Source organism: Bacillus sp. FSL P4-0290 (genome assembly GCF_037975435.1).
Lineage (GTDB): Bacteria > Bacillota > Bacilli > Bacillales > Bacillaceae > Bacillus > Bacillus subtilis.
In genome coordinates, this window is sequence record NZ_CP150253.1 from 1,196,403 (window position 1) to 1,216,794 (window position 20,392).

At 45.2% G+C, this 20,392-nt stretch carries 25 protein-coding genes and 1 riboswitch; of the genes, 15 read left to right on the top strand and 10 right to left on the bottom strand.

Features of this window, described 5'->3' with window-relative positions; genetic code table 11:
• Positions 1 to 44: 44 nt before the first annotated feature.
• A complete protein-coding gene (gene pepF, locus MKY10_RS06175; protein WP_003245178.1) occupies positions 45 to 1,874 on the top strand; it encodes an oligoendopeptidase F in 1,830 nt (609 codons plus the stop codon).
• 37 nt (positions 1,875 to 1,911) lie between these two features.
• Here the strand turns inward: pepF and MKY10_RS06180 are convergent, their stop codons facing one another.
• The 5 genes from MKY10_RS06180 to MKY10_RS06200 all read right to left on the bottom strand — a co-directional run bounded on the left by MKY10_RS06180 (position 1,912) and on the right by MKY10_RS06200 (position 5,263).
• Positions 1,912 to 2,079 carry a hypothetical protein gene (locus MKY10_RS06180; RefSeq protein ID WP_003244944.1) on the bottom strand — a complete coding sequence of 56 codons (168 nt, stop codon included), beginning with the start codon at positions 2,077 to 2,079 and terminating at the stop codon, positions 1,912 to 1,914.
• 313 nt (positions 2,080 to 2,392) lie between these two features.
• Positions 2,393 to 3,292 (bottom strand): protease adaptor protein SpxH, encoded by a 900-nt coding sequence (gene spxH, locus MKY10_RS06185; RefSeq protein WP_003245184.1) that lies wholly within the window; start codon positions 3,290 to 3,292, stop codon positions 2,393 to 2,395.
• Positions 3,289 to 3,687 carry a group 2 truncated hemoglobin YjbI gene (locus MKY10_RS06190; protein ID WP_003232928.1) on the bottom strand — a complete coding sequence of 133 codons (399 nt, stop codon included), beginning with the start codon at positions 3,685 to 3,687 and terminating at the stop codon, positions 3,289 to 3,291. The genes spxH and MKY10_RS06190 overlap by 4 nt, the downstream gene beginning before the upstream one ends.
• 254 nt (positions 3,688 to 3,941) lie before the next feature.
• On the bottom strand, positions 3,942 to 4,676 hold the full coding sequence (gene cwlQ, locus MKY10_RS06195; RefSeq protein WP_033883583.1) for a bifunctional muramidase/murein lytic transglycosylase: 735 nt from the start codon (positions 4,674 to 4,676) through the stop codon (positions 3,942 to 3,944).
• Between the two features lie 14 nt (positions 4,677 to 4,690).
• Complete coding sequence (locus MKY10_RS06200; protein WP_015252351.1) at positions 4,691 to 5,263, bottom strand: CYTH domain-containing protein; 573 nt, start codon at positions 5,261 to 5,263, stop codon at positions 4,691 to 4,693.
• A 124-nt stretch (positions 5,264 to 5,387) separates the two neighbouring features.
• Here MKY10_RS06200 and MKY10_RS06205 point away from each other — a divergent pair, with 124 nt between their 5' ends.
• Genes MKY10_RS06205 through MKY10_RS06220 form a run of 4 tightly spaced genes read left to right on the top strand, consistent with a single transcriptional unit; the run spans position 5,388 to position 8,153 of the window.
• On the top strand, positions 5,388 to 5,756 hold the full coding sequence (locus tag MKY10_RS06205) for a hypothetical protein (protein WP_015252350.1): 369 nt from the start codon (positions 5,388 to 5,390) through the stop codon (positions 5,754 to 5,756).
• Positions 5,757 to 5,784: 28 nt separating this feature from the next.
• Positions 5,785 to 6,420: a GTP diphosphokinase gene (gene yjbM, locus MKY10_RS06210; protein ID WP_003245294.1), complete on the top strand. Its 636-nt coding sequence runs from the start codon at positions 5,785 to 5,787 to the stop codon at positions 6,418 to 6,420.
• A gap of 18 nt (positions 6,421 to 6,438) precedes the next feature.
• Positions 6,439 to 7,239: an NAD kinase gene (locus MKY10_RS06215; protein WP_003232918.1), complete on the top strand. Its 801-nt coding sequence runs from the start codon at positions 6,439 to 6,441 to the stop codon at positions 7,237 to 7,239.
• 14 nt (positions 7,240 to 7,253) lie between these two features.
• The gene (locus MKY10_RS06220; RefSeq protein WP_021479542.1) at positions 7,254 to 8,153 is read left to right on the top strand and encodes an RluA family pseudouridine synthase; all 900 of its coding nucleotides are present in this window, start codon (positions 7,254 to 7,256) and stop codon (positions 8,151 to 8,153) included.
• 12 nt (positions 8,154 to 8,165) lie between these two features.
• Here MKY10_RS06220 and prpE read toward each other — a convergent pair whose 3' ends face one another.
• Positions 8,166 to 8,900, bottom strand: coding sequence for a bis(5'-nucleosyl)-tetraphosphatase PrpE (gene prpE / locus MKY10_RS06225; RefSeq protein ID WP_003244765.1), 735 nt, complete (start codon positions 8,898 to 8,900; stop codon positions 8,166 to 8,168).
• A 234-nt stretch (positions 8,901 to 9,134) separates the two neighbouring features.
• On the opposite strand from prpE, the gene MKY10_RS06230 reads away from it, so the two are divergent.
• The 10 genes from MKY10_RS06230 to cotO all read left to right on the top strand — a co-directional run bounded on the left by MKY10_RS06230 (position 9,135) and on the right by cotO (position 18,127).
• Positions 9,135 to 10,979, top strand: a complete 1,845-nt coding sequence (locus MKY10_RS06230) for a monovalent cation:proton antiporter family protein (RefSeq protein WP_015252348.1) — start codon at positions 9,135 to 9,137, stop codon at positions 10,977 to 10,979.
• Positions 10,980 to 11,040: 61 nt separating this feature from the next.
• A riboswitch (TPP riboswitch) is annotated at positions 11,041 to 11,149 on the top strand.
• A 78-nt stretch (positions 11,150 to 11,227) separates the two neighbouring features.
• Positions 11,228 to 11,938, top strand: a complete 711-nt coding sequence (tenA, locus tag MKY10_RS06235; RefSeq protein ID WP_003232909.1) for a thiaminase II — start codon at positions 11,228 to 11,230, stop codon at positions 11,936 to 11,938.
• Entirely contained in the window at positions 11,913 to 12,530 is a 618-nt protein-coding gene (gene tenI / locus MKY10_RS06240) for a thiazole tautomerase TenI (RefSeq protein WP_015252347.1), read from the top strand. The genes tenA and tenI overlap by 26 nt, the downstream gene beginning before the upstream one ends.
• Positions 12,514 to 13,623 (top strand): glycine oxidase ThiO, encoded by a 1,110-nt coding sequence (gene thiO, locus MKY10_RS06245; protein WP_015252346.1) that lies wholly within the window; start codon positions 12,514 to 12,516, stop codon positions 13,621 to 13,623. Before tenI ends, thiO begins: the two co-directional genes overlap by 17 nt.
• Entirely contained in the window at positions 13,623 to 13,823 is a 201-nt protein-coding gene (gene thiS / locus MKY10_RS06250) for a sulfur carrier protein ThiS (protein WP_015252345.1), read from the top strand. The genes thiO and thiS overlap by 1 nt, the downstream gene beginning before the upstream one ends.
• Positions 13,820 to 14,590, top strand: coding sequence for a thiazole synthase (thiG, locus tag MKY10_RS06255; RefSeq protein WP_010886483.1), 771 nt, complete (start codon positions 13,820 to 13,822; stop codon positions 14,588 to 14,590). The genes thiS and thiG overlap by 4 nt, the downstream gene beginning before the upstream one ends.
• On the top strand, positions 14,587 to 15,597 hold the full coding sequence (thiF, locus tag MKY10_RS06260; protein ID WP_015252344.1) for a thiazole biosynthesis adenylyltransferase ThiF: 1,011 nt from the start codon (positions 14,587 to 14,589) through the stop codon (positions 15,595 to 15,597). The genes thiG and thiF overlap by 4 nt, the downstream gene beginning before the upstream one ends.
• Before the next feature lie 18 nt (positions 15,598 to 15,615).
• Positions 15,616 to 16,431, top strand: a complete 816-nt coding sequence (gene thiD / locus MKY10_RS06265; RefSeq protein WP_015252343.1) for a bifunctional hydroxymethylpyrimidine kinase/phosphomethylpyrimidine kinase — start codon at positions 15,616 to 15,618, stop codon at positions 16,429 to 16,431.
• A gap of 135 nt (positions 16,432 to 16,566) precedes the next feature.
• A complete protein-coding gene (fabI, locus tag MKY10_RS06270; RefSeq protein WP_003232896.1) occupies positions 16,567 to 17,343 on the top strand; it encodes an enoyl-ACP reductase FabI in 777 nt (258 codons plus the stop codon).
• Positions 17,344 to 17,443: 100 nt separating this feature from the next.
• The gene (gene cotO, locus MKY10_RS06275) at positions 17,444 to 18,127 is read left to right on the top strand and encodes a spore coat protein CotO (RefSeq protein WP_080348081.1); all 684 of its coding nucleotides are present in this window, start codon (positions 17,444 to 17,446) and stop codon (positions 18,125 to 18,127) included.
• Between the two features lie 92 nt (positions 18,128 to 18,219).
• On the opposite strand, the gene cotZ is transcribed toward cotO, so the two are convergent.
• The 4 genes from cotZ to MKY10_RS06295 form a co-directional block, all read right to left on the bottom strand.
• Positions 18,220 to 18,669: a spore coat protein CotZ gene (cotZ, locus tag MKY10_RS06280; protein ID WP_014479464.1), complete on the bottom strand. Its 450-nt coding sequence runs from the start codon at positions 18,667 to 18,669 to the stop codon at positions 18,220 to 18,222.
• 127 nt (positions 18,670 to 18,796) lie between these two features.
• Positions 18,797 to 19,285, bottom strand: a complete 489-nt coding sequence (gene cotY / locus MKY10_RS06285; protein ID WP_014479465.1) for a spore coat protein CotY — start codon at positions 19,283 to 19,285, stop codon at positions 18,797 to 18,799.
• Positions 19,286 to 19,436: 151 nt separating this feature from the next.
• Positions 19,437 to 19,949, bottom strand: coding sequence for a spore coat protein CotX (cotX, locus tag MKY10_RS06290; protein WP_015252341.1), 513 nt, complete (start codon positions 19,947 to 19,949; stop codon positions 19,437 to 19,439).
• A gap of 94 nt (positions 19,950 to 20,043) precedes the next feature.
• The gene (locus MKY10_RS06295; RefSeq protein WP_015252340.1) at positions 20,044 to 20,367 is read right to left on the bottom strand and encodes a hypothetical protein; all 324 of its coding nucleotides are present in this window, start codon (positions 20,365 to 20,367) and stop codon (positions 20,044 to 20,046) included.
• Positions 20,368 to 20,392: the final 25 nt, after the last annotated feature.

The window sequence follows — 20,392 nt, forward strand, 5'->3', positions numbered from 1 at the left end:
GTTTTTTCAATTGGCTTGAATCAAAGAAGACGAGGGGGATCACCATGGCTGAGGAAAAAAAAGCAAACCAACTGCCTGACAGAAGTGAGGTAAAGGCAGAAGACACATGGAGACTTGAGGATATTTTTCCTAGTGATGAGGCCTGGAATAAAGAATTTCAAGCTGTAAAAGAATTAATTCCGAATTTATCTAAGTATAAAGGAAAGCTGGCAGATTCAGCTGATCATTTATACGAGGCTCTTACGTATCAAGATAAAGTGATGGAGCGGCTGGGTAGGCTGTACACATATGCGCATATGCGCTCTGACCAGGATACTGGGAACTCCTTTTACCAGGGGCTGAATGACAAGGCGGGAAACCTGTATACACAGGCCGCAAGCGCGACAGCTTATCTGGTTCCGGAGATTTTATCCATAGAAGAAGACAAACTGCAGCAGTTCATTCTTGAAAAAGAAGAATTAAAGCTGTACTCTCATGCGATTGAGGAGATTACAAAGGAACGTCCGCATGTGCTGAGCGAGAAGGAAGAGGCGCTGCTTGCTGAAGCCTCCGAGGTACTGGGGTCATCTTCAAATACATTCAGCGTGTTAAATAACGCAGATATTACGTTTCCGTCCATTAAAGACGAAGATGGGAATGAGAAACAGATCACTCACGGCAACTTTATTAATTTCTTGGAAAGTGAAAACCGTGAAGTCCGCAAAAATGCGTTTGACGCAGTGTATAAAACGTACGGACAATATAAAAATACAATGGCCACGACGCTTAGCGGCACTGTGAAAAAGGACAACTTCTACGCGAGAGTGAAAAAGTACAAGTCCGCGCGTGAGGCTGCGCTTTCTAACAACAGTATTCCTGAGGAAGTATACGATAACCTTGTTAAGACGATTAATAAGCATTTGCCGCTCCTGCACCGCTATATTGCGCTAAGAAAGAAAGTGCTTGAACTTGATGAAGTGCATATTTATGACCTGTATACACCGCTTGTGAAAGATGCGGGGATGAAGGTGACATACGAGGAAGCCAAAGATTACATGCTGAAAGGCCTCGCACCATTAGGGGAAGAATATGCCTCTATCCTAAAAGAAGGCCTGGAAAACCGCTGGGTTGACGTTTACGAAAATAAAGGCAAACGCAATGGGGCTTATTCATCAGGAGCTTACGGCACGAATCCGTATATTTTGATGAACTGGCATAATAACGTCAATAATCTCTTTACGCTTGTGCACGAGTTTGGACATTCCGTACACAGCTACTATACGAGAAAGCACCAGCCTTATCCATACGGCAATTACAGCATCTTTGTCGCGGAAGTTGCCTCTACGACAAATGAAGCGCTCCTTGGCGAATATTTGCTGAATAATTTAGAGGATGAAAAACAGCGCTTATATATTCTCAACCATATGCTTGAGGGCTTCAGGGGAACGGTCTTCAGACAAACGATGTTCGCTGAATTTGAACATCTGATTCATACAAAGGCGCAAGAAGGCGAGCCGCTTACACCTGAGCTTCTGACAAATGTCTATTACGACCTGAATAAAAAGTATTTTGGAGACGGCATGGTGATTGATAAGGAAATCGGCCTTGAATGGTCGCGTATTCCGCACTTCTATTACAATTACTATGTGTATCAGTATGCGACAGGGTACAGCGCTGCCCAAGCATTAAGCAGCCAGATTTTGAAGGAAGGAAAGCCGGCGGTTGACCGTTATATTGACTTCCTGAAAGCGGGAAGCTCACAATACCCGATTGATGTCCTGAAAAAAGCGGGTGTTGATATGACGTCTCCAGAGCCAATCGAAGCCGCGTGCAAAATGTTTGAAGAAAAACTTGATGAAATGGAAGAGCTGCTGATGAAAGTCAAGCAGTCTTAAAAAAGTAAGCCTGTGCGGAAATGAAGCACAGGCTTTTTTAAAACCCTTTAAAGGTTTTCCGGTGATTCAAGCGGTAGAGGGTAAACAAAATAGACAGAAACAGCAGAGGAGAGGTAATATAAAGCGGCAGCATATGCATCATGCCTAAGATATTCAGACAGAAAAAAACGGCAATGCACACAATTGAGATCAAAGTAGACATCATGGCGATCCTCCTCGTCCTTTTTCCTTATAAGGATATGAGTGAATGCACTTCGTTATGTTTTGTGACAAAAATATGAACATTAAGCATAGAGGTTGTCAAAAGTCGACATCTTTTGTTATCATAAGGATGTGAAATTGATCACAAACAAACATTACCCCTTTGTTTGACCGTGAAAAATTTCTCCCATCCCCTTTGTTGTCGTTAAGACATATGAAACCGCGCTTATCCCGGCGCGGTTTCTTTAGTGCTAAAAATGGAACGTACGTTTGGTTATGGCATAAAAAAACAGCCTCAAGCATATGCACGCCTGCGGCTATTTTTCACATGATTGATATTCATCAGAATAAGTGCTGAGAGACTTCCAAAACATTCCGTGTTTGGCTTCTACTTTGGCAACCTTTTTAGCAAACGCCAGTTTTTTCATTTCTTTTTCTACCTCTTCAAGGCTCAGGTCATATACAAGAGCAATTTCCTTCGAGGCAACGAAGCGGAAATATTCAATAAAACATTCTAAAGGCGGTGTTTCCGAAGGCTTCGGCTCGTCGCCAAGCATCTCAAATAAAATTTCTTCATATACATCATATGAGTAGCTGCCAGGAACTTTAAGCCCTTCATCCTCATGCTGCGTATTAAAAAACGTCAGTGTCGGATTAACAGAAACATCCATCTCAGCAGCAATTTTCATGTCACATTGAAGCGCCTTGACCGCGCTTTGAGAATGCAGATCTTTTTTGAATTCTTCAAGATCGAGACTTGTATTTTCAGCAATCTCCAAAAGCACGTTTTCATCCGTAATATTTTTCTTTGAAACAAATAGGCTCTCCTGCATATTTCTGAGAAATTGCATGCCGGCTTTTCGGCCTTGCAATTCGGCTGCTTTAAAAGCGAGAGCAGCCATATAAGGCGATGAAAGCGGCTGATCCTGTTCGAACCAGACATTGCCGTCACATGACATGCCAGAGCGGCTCGCGATCTTTTCCCATGCTTCTGCGAGAAGATGCTTTTTTCGCTTTTTATTTAAAGCGGTAAGGCTTGCGGAAGCGATAATGCGTAAGGTGAAAAAACGTCCGTATCTGATTTTCAGCTTTTTGATGACGGGCTCTAAGGACCAGCATTCAGGACATAAAGGGTCTACAAACATATAAATTTCAAGCGGTTTTTTTGGATGACCGTGGCAATGGGCGAAGTATAGCTCATGCTGATAGTTTGTCAAGATGATCGATCCTCCGCTTCCGTTTGATTCACCATATGCCTTGCTGTCAACTCCAGCCGGCCAAACAAAAACTCACGAATTTCGCCCTCCAGCCCTACATGGTCCATTGCGTCCTTCATACAGCTGAGCCACGCATCAGCTCTCTCGTTTGTAATTGGAAAGGGAAGATGCCTTGCTCTGAGCATAGGATGGCCGTGCTCCTCAGTATAAAGCGGAGGCCCGCCTAAATACTGAGTTAAGAATTGCTTCTGTTTCCTGGCGGTTTCTGTCAAATCGCTTGGAAAAATCGGCTTCAGCAAAGGATGAGACGCGACACGCTCATAAAAAGTATCAACAAGTTGCGATAGAAGTTCCTCTCCAATCGCTTCATAAGGTGCGTTAAACGATTGTCCCATGTTGACTACTCCTTTAAATATGGCTAATAGGAATCATAAATCCTATTGCAAAAAGTAATTTTCTGTATTTCATTGTTTCATCTAGATTTATTTTAGCAACAAGGCATCATTTCTACAAACAAACTGCCTTTTATGCGTTTGATGACTCATTTCGGCTGACAGCCGGGGTTTGTATTTCATATCATATCACATAAAAATCAGGAATGCGTAAGATTTCACTTCGCAAAAAAACCAGAGGGAAAGAGCACCTCTGGTTACGCGTAATAAGCTGAAGTTATTTTTTTTACATAGTTTTGCGTTTCTTGGAAAGGAGGAATGCCTCCGTATCGGTCAACATTCCCCGGTCCGGCGTTGTAAGCCGCTAATGCCATAGACACATTGCCGTCGTATTTATCCAGCATTTGTTTTAAATATTTCGTTCCGCCCTCCACATTTTGCTGCGGATCAAGCGGATTGGAAACGCCAAGTGAGCTTGCTGTTGACGGCATCAGCTGCATGAGGCCCATCGCACCTGCTCCGCTGACCGCTTTTGCATTAAAGCCTGATTCCTGTTTGATGACGGCGCGGATCAGTTTTTCATCAACGCCATATTTATCAGCGGCTTTTTTAATCGCACTGTCAATAGAAAAGTCTCCCGAACTGATCTGATTTGCTTCATGTTTGTTTGAAGCTGAATCTGCAGCAGATGTTTCAGTGCTTTCTGCCGCTTTTGTGATTGAACCTGAATTGCTGCTCGTATATGAGTTAAGCCCATACGCTGAAAGCAGTGACGGCGCTGTTGTATTCGCGCTGTTCAGCATGCTGAGCGGGCTTGGCGATGAAGAAGGTGCTGATTGCTGAGATGTCAGACCGTTTGTATATTGGCTGAGCAAAGAACTGAAACTTGAAAGCGGGCTTTCCGTATTCTGAGTGTCCGTGCTGCTGCGTGCATTAGATATGGACTGTAATGCCTGAAGCTGAAGTAATGCTGCCCAATTCGTTACATTCACGATGTCATTCCACCTTATATAGACTTTCGTTTTTCTTCATAAAAACGCAGAATTTTATTTTTGGTTTCGCGCTGAGGAATGCTGAATTGCTGAAGCAGCTTTTCGAAGGCTTGTCTGCCCTCATGCCAATCCGCCGCCTCAAATTCAATTTCATAGTCCTCTTTATTTAAATATCGGCTGTGGTCTAAAACTATTAAGCCTTTTTCTGTTTCTTTTTCCGCACGGTTTGTTGCTAAAGATCCAAAGTATTGAATGGCATCCGTATCGATCTGAAGCTTGTGCAGCTGGTCCTTCACAGGGCCCTCGGGAACTGAAAATCCAGCGAGATCTGATACCTCTGAAAGCTGTTGGTGCGTTTCCAGAAGCCCCACATCAGCCGGCTCCTTTAATGTAAGGACATACTTTCCGTTTTTTCTGCGGATACGAAGCGCAGCATGTTTTTGTTTCAGCGCGAAGCTGTCTGTATCAAAATAATGATTCTTTTGATCTGTAAAATCTTTTTCTGTCAGCTGGAGTGCCGCTGCTATGTTTTTGAATTCTTGTTTGGTCAGCATGTTTTTAAATTCGATTTCAATCTCTTGGCTCATGATGCTCTTCCTTTCCGCCCTGTAAATCTTATTTTTACTATTATCTCTTTAGATGTTAGGTTTATCAATATCGAGCTCGATATGATAAAATGAATCTGTACTTTGTTTAAAAAAGGAGAGCATTATGCAAAACAGAATCGAAATTTTGAATGCAACATTATCGGATGATCAGCTTCGCCTTGCCTGTCAGACAGAAGGAAACGAAGCGGAACGCAAGCCGTCAGGTCAAATGCTTGTTGATTCTGACCACTTTGCTTTTGTATACATACTTGAATTAGCTGATTCTTTTGAATATGTCATTATAAAGGAACATGTATGGCCGGAACTGAAGCAGGCCCATGCACAAAAAATACCGGTTGTTTTAGAGGCAGGAGACCAAACAATTGAACTGGCAGGCCTGCATAAGGAGCTGGAATATCTTTTAGAAAATATAAAAGATAATGCAAACTATGGAGAAGAAATGGAAGAAAAAGTGAAACGCGTGTTTTTATAGAAACTGGTTCGGAATTGGGGGATGTATGATGGATGACAAACAATGGGAGCGTTTTTTAGTGCCGTACCGCCAGGCTGTCGAAGAGTTGAAAGTGAAGCTCAAGGGGATCCGCACACTATATGAATACGAGGACGACCATTCACCGATCGAATTTGTGACCGGACGCGTCAAGCCTGTGGCGAGCATACTTGAAAAAGCGAGACGGAAAAGCATACCGCTGCATGAAATTGAAACCATGCAGGACATTGCTGGCCTTAGAATCATGTGCCAATTTGTCGATGACATCCAAATCGTAAAAGAGATGCTTTTTGCCAGAAAAGATTTCACCGTTGTGGATCAGAGGGATTATATTGCGGAACATAAAGAGAGCGGATACCGATCATACCATCTTGTTGTGCTGTACCCTTTGCAGACGGTATCCGGAGAAAAGCATGTTCTCGTAGAAATACAGATCCGTACACTGGCGATGAATTTTTGGGCGACCATTGAACATTCATTGAATTATAAATACAGCGGAAACATTCCTGAAAAAGTAAAACTAAGGCTTCAGCGCGCTTCTGAAGCGGCTTCCCGGCTTGATGAAGAGATGTCGGAGATCAGGGGTGAAGTACAGGAAGCTCAAGCTGCCTTTTCAAGAAAGAAAAAAGGAAGCGAGCAACAATAGGTAAAGGGGAAGAAGAGCATGAAATTTGCCGTATCATCAAAAGGAGATCAAGTTTCTGATACGCTGAAAAGCAAAATACAGGCGTATTTATTGGATTTTGATATGGAACTGGATGAAAATGAACCGGAAATCGTTATTTCAGTCGGAGGCGACGGAACGCTTTTGTATGCTTTTCACAGATACAGCGACCGCTTGGACAAAACAGCATTTGTCGGCGTTCACACAGGTCATCTGGGTTTTTATGCAGACTGGGTTCCTCATGAAATTGAAAAACTTGTTCTTGCCATCGCGAAAACGCCGTATCATACAGTCGAATATCCGCTTCTCGAAGTCATTGTGACCTATCACGAAAACGAGCGGGAAGAAAGATACTTAGCTTTGAATGAATGTACGATTAAAAGCATCGAAGGAAGCCTTGTTGCTGATGTGGAAATCAAAGGGCAGCTCTTTGAAACCTTCCGGGGCGACGGCCTCTGCCTGTCAACTCCATCAGGCAGCACAGCCTACAATAAGGCGCTGGGCGGAGCGATTATCCATCCGTCTATCAGGGCGATCCAGCTTGCGGAAATGGCTTCAATTAATAACCGCGTGTTCCGTACGGTCGGGTCACCTCTGCTTCTCCCATCCCATCATGATTGCATGATTAAGCCGAGAAACGAAGTTGACTTTCAAGTGACGATTGACCATTTAACCCTTCTCCATAAGGATGTAAAGTCGATCCGCTGCCAAGTTGCATCCGAAAAAGTGCGGTTTGCGAGATTCCGTCCGTTTCCATTTTGGAAAAGAGTCCAGGATTCGTTTATTGGAAAAGGTGAATAGAAAGAGGACATATCGTGGAGCATTTTTTTATCAGAAAGAACATTACTTCCGCTGAGGACGGGATGACTGTAAAGGAATATGCCAGTGAACTGGGAATTTCAAAACGTCTGCTGACCGATATTAAGTTTGGCGGGGGCGACCTGCAGATTAACGGTGAGCATGTGACGGTCAAATACGTTTTGAAAGAGGGAGATCTTCTTATCGTGAAGTTTCCTGAGGAGCAGGTGAGCGAGACGCTGTTGGCAGAGCCTGTTCCGCTCGATATCCTTTATGAGGATGAACATGTGCTTGTGATAAACAAGCAGCCGTATGTGTCATCAATCCCTTCGAGAGAGCACCCCTCCGGCAGCATTGCCAATGGAATTATTGATCATTATCAAACAACCGGAGTGAGGGCGACAGTTCATCTTGTCACCCGGTTAGACCGGGATACATCAGGTGTCATGCTTGTTGCCAAGCATCGATTTGCCCACTCCATTTTATCGTCTGCGCAAAAAAACGGCCTTGTGAAACGCCGGTATGCGGCAGTGGTTCACGGGCGGATGGCACAGATGGAGGGAACAGTCGATGCTCCGATTGGCAGACATCCTGACAGTATAATTGAACGGACGGTAACGCCAGACGGCCAGAAGGCTGTTACGCATTTTTACGTCACATGTGCAAATGACGATATGACCTCGGTGACGTTGCAGCTTGAGACTGGACGAACCCATCAAATTCGTGTTCATATGAGTTATCTCGGGCACCCGTTGTGCGGCGATACACTGTACGGCGGAACGAGACAGGAAATTGGCCGGCAGGCTCTGCACAGCGAGCATCTTTCGTTTATCCATCCGCTGACACAGGAGAACATGACGTTTCATGCTCCACTGCCTCAGGATATGAGAAAACTGATAAAAGGAGAGAATCATTGATTCTCTCCTTTTTTATATGGGGCGAAATCTTGATTCGTCGTAAGGCAGGGAGCTTGGAACAGAGACGGTTTCTATTTCTGGAAAACGAAAGCCTGTCAGTTGATTTCCGAACACGCAGCCTGTATCAATGTTGATGGTGCGATTGACCTTCCGAGGCTCTTTCACAGGTGTATGACCGTATACCACCCAAGCCTTTCCGTTATAGGCTGCCGCCCAATCACGCCTGATGGGTCTGCCGTCCGGATATGTTTCACCCGTCACGTCACCGTAAAGCACAAAGTCCTTCACTCTGCGGGTATATTTGCCGATATCGTCAGCTCTTATGCCAGCATGGGCGACAACTAATTCTCCATTATGTAAGATGTCGTAAAGCGGCGCTGTTTCGTACAGCTTCATAAACTGTTCGCTGACTGATTTTTTCTCATCTTTGGAAAGTTCCTCAAGCTCTGCCGCTGTTGTTTCGAGACCATGCATCACTTTTACCGGATTTCCTTTTAAGTAACGATATAATTTATTGCAATGGTTTCCCGGGACATAACGTACAGCGCCTTTTTCGTAAGCGCCGGCTACAAATCGGATGACCTCTATCGATTTGGGCCCTCTGTCAGTTAAATCTCCGGCAAAAACAAGCACCCTGCCTTCTTCATGGACAGGTACTCCATTTTTGATTGTATAGCCAAGCTTTTGGATTAATGCAGTCATTTCGTCATAGCAGCCATGAATATCGCTGATGATATCGTAAGCCATGCGGTCTCCTCCTTACCGATTGTTTTATTTATTATGAAGCAAAGTGTTGTGAGTCATCACAAGCTTTTATGTGCAAATTATAGAAGAAGAATCATTTTCTAAACAGGATTAAGACCTTATCACTTTATTTTTCATCATCACCCTTGTTAAAATCGCGTTATGTTTTTTAAAAATGAGGTTTTGTTCTCTGAGTGAGAACTAGCATAACCCTGACTTAAAAAGGAGGTTCTGATTATGGCGCATACATCTGTCGCATCTTTAGTTGTTGTACTTATCGTTGCATTTTTGACACCCATCCTTTTGCATCGGTTTAAACTCAGCATCCCGGTTGTTGTTGCTGAAATCATTATGGGGCTGATAATTGGGAAAAGCGGCCTTAATTTAGTTGTGGAGGGTGACACCTGGCTCCAGACACTCTCTATGCTCGGATTTATCTTTTTAATGTTTTTAAGCGGGCTTGAAATTGATTTTTCGTCGTTTGAGAAAGGAAAGAAAAAGCAGTTCCTGCCGAATGGCAAGGAAGCGCCGAATACGTTTGCTGCGGCATCTGTTATTTTCGTCGGTATTTTTATTTTATCATTGCTCTTGTCCTATGGGTTCGTCTTGGCCGGATTTATCCAAAATGCATTTTTGATGACCCTGATTATTTCAACGATTTCATTAGGCGTTGTCGTTCCAACATTAAAAGAAGAACGGATCATGAATTCGAATATCGGGCAGATTATTTTGCTTGTTGCTGTTATTGCTGATTTGGCCACGATGATTCTTCTTGCTGTTTTTTCTTCTTTATACGGAGAGGACAGCGGAAACATGTGGCTCCTGATGATTCTGTTTGCGGCCGGAGTGGTGCTTTACTTTTTCGGCCGGGTCTTCAAACATCGCTCTTTTGTTCAATCCATGTCAAAAGGGACGATCCAGATCGGGACGCGTGCCATTTTTACGTTAATCATTGTACTCGTTGCCCTGTCTGAATCACTTGGGGCGGAAAATATTCTTGGCGCTTTCTTAGCGGGGGTTCTCGTTTCCCTGCTTTCGCCAAACAAAGAACTTGTTCAGCAGCTGGATTCATTTGGTTATGGGTTCTTAATACCGATTTTCTTTGTGATGGTCGGTGTGAAGCTGGATATTTGGACTCTTTTCCAGGATAAAACAATTTTAATCATGATTCCGCTCCTGCTGCTGGCGCTGTTAGTCAGCAAAATCATTCCTGTCATGTACTTAAAGAAGTGGTATGATAACCGAACCATTTTCGCGTCTGGTTTCTTGCTGACATCAACGCTTTCGCTCGTGATTGCCGCTGCAACAATCGGGCAGCAGCTTCACGTGATTAGTGCAAATATGTCAGGAGCGCTAATTTTAGTAGCCGTCATTGCAAGTATTTTTACGCCGATCTGTTTTAAAAAATTATACAAACGGGAAGAGCAGCCGGAGGAGAAAAAGACGATTACGTTCATTGGCGCCAATCAAATGACTTTGCCTGTCACACTCGAATTGCCAGCGGAAGAGTATGACGTGCGTGTTGTACACGTCTACCAAGAGAATGCGGAGGAAAAGCTGTCAGAATCAGTGTTTGCTGTTGAAACAATTTCTGACTATGAACACGAGACGCTTGAATCACTCGGCATTTTTGAAACGGATATCCTCGTTGTGGCGACAGGAAATGAAGATATGAATGCAGACATTGCATTACTTGCAAAAGAAAAAGGTACAGAAAGAGTCATTGCAAGCGTAGGATCACCGGAGCATGAAGCAGCTCTGAAGGAGCAGGGAATCAGCATCTTTTCTATTCTGCTGTCGACAAAAACGCTGCTTCGCGCACTGATTGAAGCGCCTGGCGTCATGAAGCTGCTCACGAACCAAGAGTCTTCGCTGTATCAAATTAATATGGAGAACAGTAAATATGATGGTGTCATTTTACGGGAATTCCCTTTAACAGGTGACGTCATCTTTGTCAGGATCTTCAGAGGTGTGGACAGCATCGTTCCTCATGGGGATACAAGGCTGAAACTTGGAGACCGTTTAATTGTCACCGGATCTCGGGGGTACGTAACGGATCTTAAGAAAACATTGGAAGGATAAATCTTGACCAAATAAGGATTCGTGTTAATATAGAGGTGCAGAACAATTCAATATGTATTCGTTTAACCACTAGGGGTGTCCTTCATAAGGGCTGAGATAAAAGTGTGACTTTTAGACCCTCATAACTTGAACAGGTTCAGACCTGCGTAGGGAAGTGGAGCGGTATTTGTGTTATTTTACTATGCCAATTCCAAACCACTTTTCCTTGCGGGAAAGTGGTTTTTTTATTTTCAGAGGGGGAATGATTTGTGAAGTTTTCAGAAGAATGCCGCAGTGCAGCCGCAGAATGGTGGGAGGGGAGCTTTGTCCATCCGTTCGTTCAAGGAATCGGTGACGGAACGCTTCCGATTGACCGTTTTAAATACTACGTACTTCAGGATTCCTATTATTTAACGCATTTTGCAAAGGTGCAGTCATTTGGCGCCGCTTATGCGAAGGACCTTTATACAACGGGGCGGATGGCAAGCCATGCCCAAGGTACATATGAGGCGGAAATGGCGCTTCATCGGGAGTTTGCCGAGCTGTTGGAAATCAGCGAGGAAGAGCGTAAGGCGTTTAAGCCGTCTCCTACTGCGTACTCTTACACATCCCATATGTACCGTTCGGTTTTAAGCGGGAATTTCGCTGAAATCTTAGCGGCCCTGCTGCCATGCTATTGGCTCTATTACGAGGTTGGTGAGAAATTGCTGCATTGTGATCCGGGGCATCCAATTTATCAGAAGTGGATTGGCACATATGGCGGTGATTGGTTTAGACAACAGGTCGAGGAGCAAATCAACCGCTTTGATGAGCTGGCGGAAAACAGCACGGAGGAAGTGCGTGCCAAGATGAAAGAGAATTTTGTCATCTCCAGCTACTATGAATATCAATTTTGGGGAATGGCCTATCGAAAAGAAGGCTGGTCTGACAGCGCCATAAAAGAGGTGGAGGAATGTGGAGCTTCACGCCATAACGGATGACAGCAAGCCGGTAGAAGAGCTAGCGAGAATCATCATTACGATTCAGAATGAAGTTGATTTTATTCACATTCGGGAACGCTCAAAATCGGCGGCGGATATTTTGAAACTGCTCGATCTTATTTTTGAAGGCGGTATAGATAAACGAAAACTGGTGATGAACGGGCGCGTGGATATTGCACTTTTCTCTACTATTCACCGCGTGCAGCTGCCAAGCGGCAGCTTTTCACCGAAGCAGGTCAGAGCCAGATTTCCACACCTTCATATCGGGAGGTCGGTGCATTCACTGGAGGAAGCGGTTCAAGCAGAAAAGGAAGACGCGGACTACGTGCTGTTCGGCCATGTGTTTGAAACGGATTGCAAAAAGGGTCTTGAAGGCAGAGGAGTATCTTTGCTGTCAGATATCAAACAGCGGATTTCCATCCCGGTTATAGCCATCGGGGGGATGACGCCGGACAGGTTAAGAGACGTAAAACAAGCAGGGGCAGACGGCATTGCTGTTATGTCAGGAATTTTCTCTTCCGCTGAACCTTTGGAAGCAGCCAGACGATATTCCCGCAAGCTAAAGGAGATGCGCTATGAAAAGGCATTATGAAGCAGTGGTGATTGGAGGCGGAATTATCGGTTCCGCAATTGCTTATTATTTGGCAAAGGAAAACAAAAACACCGCATTGTTTGAAAGCGGAACAATGGGCGGCAGAACGACAAGTGCCGCTGCCGGAATGCTGGGCGCCCATGCCGAATGCGAGGAACGTGACGCGTTTTTTGATTTCGCCATGCACAGCCAGCGTCTGTACAAAGGTCTTGGAGAAGAGCTTTATGCATTATCCGGTGTGGATATCAGGCAGCATAACGGCGGTATGTTTAAGCTTGCATTTTCTGAAGAAGATGTGCTGCAGCTGAGACAGATGGACGATTTGGACTCTGTCAGCTGGTATTCAAAAGAAGAGGTGTTAGAAAAAGAGCCGTATGCGTCTGGTGACATCTTTGGTGCATCTTTTATTCAGGATGATGTGCATGTGGAGCCTTATTTTGTTTGCAAGGCGTATGTGAAAGCAGCAAAAATGCTTGGGGCGGAGATTTTTGAGCATACGCCCGTCCTGCATGTCGAACGTGACGGTGAAGCCCTGTCCATCAAGACCCCTAGCGGAGACGTATGGGCTAATCATGTTGTCGTTGCCAGCGGGGTGTGGAGCGGAATGTTTTTTAAACAGCTTGGACTGAACAATGCTTTTCTCCCTGTAAAAGGGGAGTGCCTGTCCGTTTGGAATGATGATATCCCGCTGACAAAAACGCTTTACCATGATCACTGCTATATCGTACCGAGAAAAAGCGGCAAACTGGTTGTCGGCGCGACAATGAAGCCGGGGGACTGGAGTGAAGCACCGGATCTTGGCGGATTGGAATCCGTTATGAAAAAAGCAAAAACGATGCTGCCGGCTATACAGAATATGAAGGTGGATCGTTTTTGGGCGGGACTCCGGCCGGGAACAAAGGATGGAAAACCGTACATCGGCAGACATCCTGAGGACAGCCGTATTTTATTTGCGGCGGGCCATTTCAGAAACGGGATCCTGCTTGCTCCCGCAACGGGCGCTTTGATCAGTGATCTCATCATGAATAAAGAGGTCAACCAAGACTGGCTGCACGCATTCCGAATTGATCGCAAGGAGGCGGTTCAGATATGATGCTACAGCTGAACGGTAAAGACGTGAAGTGGGAAAAAGACGCAGGTACAATTCAAGACCTGCTGGCGTCGTATCAGCTTGAAAATAAAATCGTTATCGTGGAAAGAAATAAAGAAATAATCGGGAAAGAACGCTATCACGAGGTTGAGCTTTGTGATCGTGATGTCATTGAAATTGTCCATTTTGTAGGAGGCGGATGAGCATGTTAACAATTGGCGGAAAATCATTTCAATCAAGATTGCTGCTGGGCACGGGGAAATACCCATCGTTTGACATTCAAAAGGAAGCAGTAGCTGTTTCTGAGTCTGATATTTTAACATTTGCTGTAAGGAGAATGAACATCTTTGAAGCATCTCAGCCGAATTTTTTGGAACAGCTTGATTTATCCAAATATACGCTTCTCCCGAATACAGCGGGCGCCAGCACTGCTGAAGAAGCGGTTCGGATTGCAAGGCTGGCGAAAGCGTCAGGCCTTTGTGACATGATTAAAGTTGAAGTCATCGGATGCAGCCGTTCCTTGCTGCCTGACCCTGTTGAGACATTAAAAGCGTCTGAACAGCTTCTTGAAGAAGGCTTTATTGTGCTCCCGTACACGTCGGATGACGTTGTGCTGGCGAGAAAGCTGGAAGAGCTCGGCGTTCATGCCATCATGCCGGGTGCATCTCCGATTGGATCAGGACAAGGAATCTTAAATCCTTTGAATCTGTCATTTATTATTGAACAGGCGAAAGTGCCGGTCATCGTGGATGCGGGAATCGGCTCGCCTAAAGATGCGGCATACGCAATGGAGCTTGGAGCGGATGGCGTACTGCTCAATACGGCTGTATCGGGCGCTGACGATCCTGTGAAAATGGCTCGTGCCATGAAGCTCGCAGTGGAAGCAGGGCGCCTTTCTTATGAGGCGGGCCGCATCCCGCTTAAGCAATACGGAACGGCAAGCAGTCCGGGAGAAGGTCTTCCTGTATGACGGGCAGGTATTCAAGGCAGGAGCTGTTTGCTCCGATCGGCCCATTCGGCCAGAAAAAATTGAAAGAAGCGCGCGCCGTGATTATCGGCGCCGGCGCGCTCGGAACAGCCAGTGCAGAAATGCTGGTGAGAGCGGGAGTCGGCTCTGTGAAAATTGCCGACAGAGATTATGTTGAATGGAGCAACCTCCAGCGCCAGCAGCTTTATACAGAAGATGATGTCAAAAAAGAAATGCCGAAAGCAGCTGCTGCGGAGCGCCGTCTCCGTTCGATTAACAGCGATGTTGATGTGACCGGCCTTGTCATGGATGTGACAGCAGAAAATATCTTCGAGCTGATTAGGGATGCATCAATTATAGTGGATGCGGCTGATAATTTTGAAACCCGCCTGATCGTAAATGATGCTGCGGTAAAGGAAGGGATTCCTTTTCTTTACGGTGCCTGTGTAGGGAGCTACGGCCTCACCTTTACCGTGGTGCCGGGTTCTACTCCTTGCCTGCATTGCTTGCTCGATACACTTCCGATTGGCGGAGCAACATGTGACACAGCCGGCATCATCAGTCCGGCTGTTTTGCAGGTAGCAGTCTTTCAGGTAACAGATGCACTGAAGCTGCTGACGGGAGAGGAGTGCGAGCCGGTGCTGCGCTCCTTTGATTTGTGGAAAAATGAGCGGTCAGAAGTGAGAGCAGCCAGTCTCAAACATGACGCATGCCCAAGCTGCGGCACAAAGGATTTTCCGTTTTTGTCATATGAAAATCAAACAAAAGCGGCTGTATTGTGCGGCAGGAACACGGTGCAGATCAGATCATCTATTACGAAAGAAGCGGATCTTGAAGCGCTTGCCGGTCAGCTGAGGCAGGCCGGGCTTGAAGTAACTGCGAACCCGTATTTAATTTCCTGCCGCTCGGATGATATGAAAATGGTGCTGTTCCGGGACGGCAGAGCTTTGATCCATGGAACAAATGATATTGCCCGGGCAAAATCCATTTATCATAAATGGATCGGGTAATAAAAGGAGTGTAGTGTAATGAGTATATATAAAGCATTGACAATCGCCGGATCAGATTCAGGCGGCGGCGCAGGGATACAAGCTGATATTAAAACCTTTCAAGAGCTTGATGTATTCGGAATGTCTGCGATTACAGCGGTAACCGCTCAAAATACGCTTGGCGTTCATGGGGTGCATCCGCTGACTGTAGAGGCGTTGAGACAGCAAATTGACGCTGTTGCTGAGGATTTGAGACCGGATGCAGTCAAAACGGGAATGCTCTGGAATGCCGACATGATTGAAGAAGTGGCAAGAAAAATTGACGAGCACGGATTCAATCGTGTAATTGTTGATCCGGTTATGATCGCAAAGGGCGGGGCATCCTTGCTGCGTGATGAGTCAGTTGCCACCTTAAAGGAGTTGCTCATTCCAAGAAGCTACGCGATTACGCCGAATGTCCCGGAAGCAGAAACGCTGACAGGAATGACAATCAGCTCGCTGGATGACCGGAAAAAAGCAGCCGAGCAGCTCGTCAAGATGGGTGCGCAGCATGTCATTATCAAAGGCGGGCACCAGCCTGAAGACAATCACATTACTGACCTTCTTTTTGATGGCAGCATGTTTATGCAAATCACCCATCCTTATATCAATACGAAGCATACGCATGGCACAGGCTGCACCTTTGCTGCGGCTTTAACGGCCCAAACGGCTAAAGGAGACAGCATCCATCAGGCATTTGAGATTGCGGCCAACTTTGTCCGCGAAGCGGTGGAAAATACGCTCGGCATCGGATCGGGACACGGGCCGACAAACCATTTCGCTTTTAAACGAAACAGCTTAAATACAAGCCGATGAGATCACCAGCTGATGGTGATCTCTTTTGCGTTTGCTACGGTATGCGCTTTTCATCTGGACAAGGTTATGATATGATAGAAATTAAGATCAGGTACTAATACTATGTCTTTATTAAATATAGGAGGCTTTATACATATGAATTTTTCACTTGAAGGCCGCAACATTGTTGTGATGGGGGTAGCCAACAAACGCAGCATCGCCTGGGGCATTGCGCGTTCTTTACATGAAGCGGGTGCACGTTTGATTTTCACATATGCAGGCGAACGCTTGGAGAAATCTGTTCATGAGCTTGCCGGAACGTTAGACCGCAACGATTCCATCATCCTTCCTTGCGATGTAACAAACGACGCAGAAATCGAAACTTGCTTCGCAAGCATTAAGGAGCAGGTCGGTGTAATCCACGGTATCGCGCATTGTATCGCGTTTGCCAACAAAGAAGAGCTTGTCGGCGAATACTTAAACACAAATCGTGACGGCTTCCTTTTGGCTCATAACATCAGCTCATATTCTCTGACTGCTGTTGTCAAAGCGGCACGTCCGATGATGACTGAAGGCGGAAGCATTGTCACTTTGACGTACCTTGGCGGAGAGCTTGTGATGCCAAACTACAACGTTATGGGTGTAGCAAAAGCTTCTCTTGATGCAAGTGTGAAATATTTAGCTGCTGACTTAGGAAAAGAAAATATCCGCGTCAACAGCATTTCTGCCGGCCCGATCAGAACATTATCTGCTAAAGGCATCAGCGATTTCAACTCTATCTTAAAAGACATCGAAGAGCGTGCACCGCTTCGCCGCACGACAACACCTGAAGAAGTGGGCGATACAGCTGCGTTCTTGTTCAGCGATATGTCCCGCGGGATTACAGGTGAAAATCTTCACGTTGATTCAGGTTTCCATATCACTGCCCGCTAAGCAGGATCTATATCAAGCAATCCCGAATAGGGATTGCTTTTTTATTTCTTCTGATTTTCAGCTTTCTGTCATATAGATAGAATATGACACAATCGGAGGGATGAAGATGTCTAATAAGAAAAGAAACGCGGATAAAAAACCGCTCATGTATATTGTTCAGCCGGATTATGCAGAAACTACAAGGTCATCCATGCAGGAGATTGTCATCAAAAGAAAGGCCGACAAACCTGCTCCGCCAAAAGCTGAGGAAAAGCCGGCTTATCATGAGAAGCAGCAGGAGGAAGCCGTGGCACAGGATGTCCTGCAAGAAGACCAAAAGCCTGCAGCCGAACCAGTGAGTCAGCAAACACAAGAGGCGAGAGAGCCAGAGAACATAAAAAGCCAAGAGGAACAGAGAGCAGAGCCGCAGGCCGTAGAAGAAACCGTCGAACACGAGCCCTCGAAAGCAGAAAAAAAGGAAGAGCCTGCACTTGAGGACCGGAAGCCTGAGAAAGAACCGGAAGCTGTCCATAGTGCTGATAAAGCGGAGGAAAAAGCACCGCCGGCACGAAAAGTGAAAAAACCGATGAGCAAGATGACGATCCACGAAAAAATTGATTTTTTAACAAAGCTGCCTCATAACATGCCGAGAGCGCTTTGTTTGATTGAAGCCAATGGAAGAACGTACAGGGGCGTGATTGTCGGAAGAAGAAATGATTCCGTCCTGCTTCGAACAACCGGAAACGGAGCCCCAACCGAACTGGCAATCGATGATATTACCTCTTTGCACCCGCTCGGTTTTTAACGAAAAAGAAAAAAGCTGCCCGGCTGATGTTGCCGGACAGCTTTTTTACATAGAGAAAAGCCTGCAGGCTTGCAAGCTTTTCCAGCTTATGATTAATGCTGATGATGTGTACGATTGATTAATCGAGGATTTAAGCAGTTGATTGCGCAGAAGCAGTCTAAGTCAACTTCAATACAGTAGTTCGTTTTTTCGAGTCGGAACACTTCACACACCGTATCTTTATCGGTGAAGTCCAAAATGTGTTTGTGTTCGTCAAATGCGATTAATAATGACAGTGTTGCGCAGCTTCCATGCACTCTTTCGACCCTGAAAAATACTGTATTAAAGCAAGGGCCGTTATCGAGTTCGCCGACATTTCCGAAGGCGACTAATGGCGTTGATTTTGATGTAAATATTGCAAAAGGCACTGTGTCGCCTAACGAATGGCTTACAGATAAAAGCTTAGAGTGGCAGCCGGTCGGGCAGTCTTCTTCAACAGCGTTTTGCAGATCTTCAATATTTTCTACAGCTTCACGCACGCAGCTTGATGTTTTCTGGCTCATATTATCCCTCCTGCCTTATAAATTTGAGACTGGCGAAATGATGGAGAGTCAGCTGCCTCACGCTGGAAGCAGCTGAATGATTTGCACCTGTAATAGAGTTTGGAAGGGGATTCCTCTTTACAAGTGTTTATCCATTGTGATGATGCTTTTTATCTTTGTGAGGCGATGTTCTGTCAACTAGCTCTGGTGACAGGCACTGAATCGCGCAGAAGCATCCGAGATCCACTTCAATGCAGAAATCTGTTTTTTCTAGCCCGAAGAAATCCGGGTCGCAAGGGTGGCAAACACTTAAGGTATCGCCTTTGACATCGACAGGGCGTAAAATAGACAGTGTTGCACAGCAATCACATAATTTTTCAACGCGGAAGAAAATGGATTCAAAGCATTGCATATCATCCACAAATCCCCCCACGTTTCCGAATGTGGAGAACAATCCGCCTTTTTTATCAAACAAGAGAAACGGAATTGTGTCTTTACCTGCAATTGTCGGATTCAAAAGGTTTGTATAGCAGCCAGTCGGACACTGTTCCTCAACTGCCTCCTGCTCTGCTAAAATCTTTTCCACTGCATCGCATACACAGTTCTCATGCCGGCCATGGGTTTTTCCGCAGCTCATTGATTTCAGCTCCTTCTTTATAGGGTATTTGACTTTAGTCCTTAACAACATATGTACCCGTGCCCCACTTGGTGTGGGTGAACGTCTATATATTCATCATATGCTTGGAAAATAAGAAAAAGCAGAGCGTTTTTAGCTCTGCTTTTAGGTTCTAGAGGACAAGAGTGATGACTAGGACAGCGATCAGAACGTTTGTAGCTGTAGAGACAAGGGTTGCGATATCGGCATCTACTGTTGTGACGTTTACGCCGCGGGAGCATTCGATAAGAAGTTTCTGGCGGTTTACTTGCTTGTTAGCTGTAAGCTGCAATAAATCTTGTGCGACTAATTCAGCAATAACGCCATCTGCAATGGAGGTGAGAGCTACTGTCAAGACAGCTGCATTAAGCGCTGTTACAATAGATGTTACGGCTTGAACGTCTGTAGATGAAACGTTGATGTCACAAGAGTCTCTAATAATAATTGTCTCATCTGAGACTTGTTTGTTGAGATTTGCCTGAGCTAGATCTTGGTCGATAAAGGCGTTGTTGTCATTGCCAAACCCATTGTTATTGCAGCAAATATCGCAATTGCATTTTCTTTCTTCTTTTTCTTTCTCTTTGTGCTCTAACGGATGGTCACAGTCAGGATCAAGTGCAACCCAAGAGTATGGTCTGCTTTCCATATCTATTCCTCCTTTTCTTTTACTGTTATTAAATGAGCGAGCCTCTTACTTTGACTGAGGCATTTATCTTGATGATGTGCCCTATTTTTTATGATTAATTTGAATTGTTATTGTTTTGCCGTCTTTGTCTGAGCTGTTCAATGAGCTGCTCTCTGCGGCTAAGCGGTTTATCGCTCTTTTGCTCTTGTACGGCTTCTTCTTCTTTTTTCTTCTTGTGTTTTTCAGCTAGCTCCGCTGATTTCGCTTGCAGGTCTTTTACCATATTCAAAAGCATTTCTTTTTCTTCATCTGATACTTTTTTCATTTTGTCTTTTGTGATGCCGTGTTTTACAAATATGTTTTGGACCAGCATTTTCATCATTGGATCAACTTCTGGGAGCTTTTCAAGCTCTTCTTTGATTTTATCGTTATCTGACATTTGTTCTCACCTCAACTTTTAGTTT

What these genes read in the sequence shown, in the direction of transcription:
- MKY10_RS06180 (WP_003244944.1), bottom strand. Translation starts at nt 2,079, where the DNA reads ATGATGTCTACTTTGATCTCAATTGTGTGCATTGCCGTTTTTTTCTGT.
- MKY10_RS06205 (WP_015252350.1), top strand. Translation starts at nt 5,388, where the DNA reads ATGCAAAACAGAATCGAAATTTTGAATGCAACATTATCGGATGATCAG.
- fabI (WP_003232896.1), top strand. Translation starts at nt 16,567, where the DNA reads ATGAATTTTTCACTTGAAGGCCGCAACATTGTTGTGATGGGGGTAGCC.
- thiD (WP_015252343.1), top strand. Translation starts at nt 15,616, where the DNA reads ATGAGTATATATAAAGCATTGACAATCGCCGGATCAGATTCAGGCGGC.
- cotY (WP_014479465.1), bottom strand. Translation starts at nt 19,285, where the DNA reads ATGAGCTGCGGAAAAACCCATGGCCGGCATGAGAACTGTGTATGCGAT.
- cotX (WP_015252341.1), bottom strand. Translation starts at nt 19,949, where the DNA reads ATGGAAAGCAGACCATACTCTTGGGTTGCACTTGATCCTGACTGTGAC.
- thiS (WP_015252345.1), top strand. Translation starts at nt 13,623, where the DNA reads ATGCTACAGCTGAACGGTAAAGACGTGAAGTGGGAAAAAGACGCAGGT.
- MKY10_RS06190 (WP_003232928.1), bottom strand. Translation starts at nt 3,687, where the DNA reads ATGGGACAATCGTTTAACGCACCTTATGAAGCGATTGGAGAGGAACTT.
- thiG (WP_010886483.1), top strand. Translation starts at nt 13,820, where the DNA reads ATGAGCATGTTAACAATTGGCGGAAAATCATTTCAATCAAGATTGCTG.
- cotZ (WP_014479464.1), bottom strand. Translation starts at nt 18,669, where the DNA reads ATGAGCCAGAAAACATCAAGCTGCGTGCGTGAAGCTGTAGAAAATATT.
- thiF (WP_015252344.1), top strand. Translation starts at nt 14,587, where the DNA reads ATGACGGGCAGGTATTCAAGGCAGGAGCTGTTTGCTCCGATCGGCCCA.
- yjbM (WP_003245294.1), top strand. Translation starts at nt 5,785, where the DNA reads ATGGATGACAAACAATGGGAGCGTTTTTTAGTGCCGTACCGCCAGGCT.
- thiO (WP_015252346.1), top strand. Translation starts at nt 12,514, where the DNA reads ATGAAAAGGCATTATGAAGCAGTGGTGATTGGAGGCGGAATTATCGGT.
- cotO (WP_080348081.1), top strand. Translation starts at nt 17,444, where the DNA reads ATGAAGATGTCTAATAAGAAAAGAAACGCGGATAAAAAACCGCTCATG.
- MKY10_RS06200 (WP_015252351.1), bottom strand. Translation starts at nt 5,263, where the DNA reads ATGAGCCAAGAGATTGAAATCGAATTTAAAAACATGCTGACCAAACAA.
- MKY10_RS06230 (WP_015252348.1), top strand. Translation starts at nt 9,135, where the DNA reads ATGGCGCATACATCTGTCGCATCTTTAGTTGTTGTACTTATCGTTGCA.
- MKY10_RS06215 (WP_003232918.1), top strand. Translation starts at nt 6,439, where the DNA reads ATGAAATTTGCCGTATCATCAAAAGGAGATCAAGTTTCTGATACGCTG.
- MKY10_RS06295 (WP_015252340.1), bottom strand. Translation starts at nt 20,367, where the DNA reads ATGTCAGATAACGATAAAATCAAAGAAGAGCTTGAAAAGCTCCCAGAA.
- pepF (WP_003245178.1), top strand. Translation starts at nt 45, where the DNA reads ATGGCTGAGGAAAAAAAAGCAAACCAACTGCCTGACAGAAGTGAGGTA.
- prpE (WP_003244765.1), bottom strand. Translation starts at nt 8,900, where the DNA reads ATGGCTTACGATATCATCAGCGATATTCATGGCTGCTATGACGAAATG.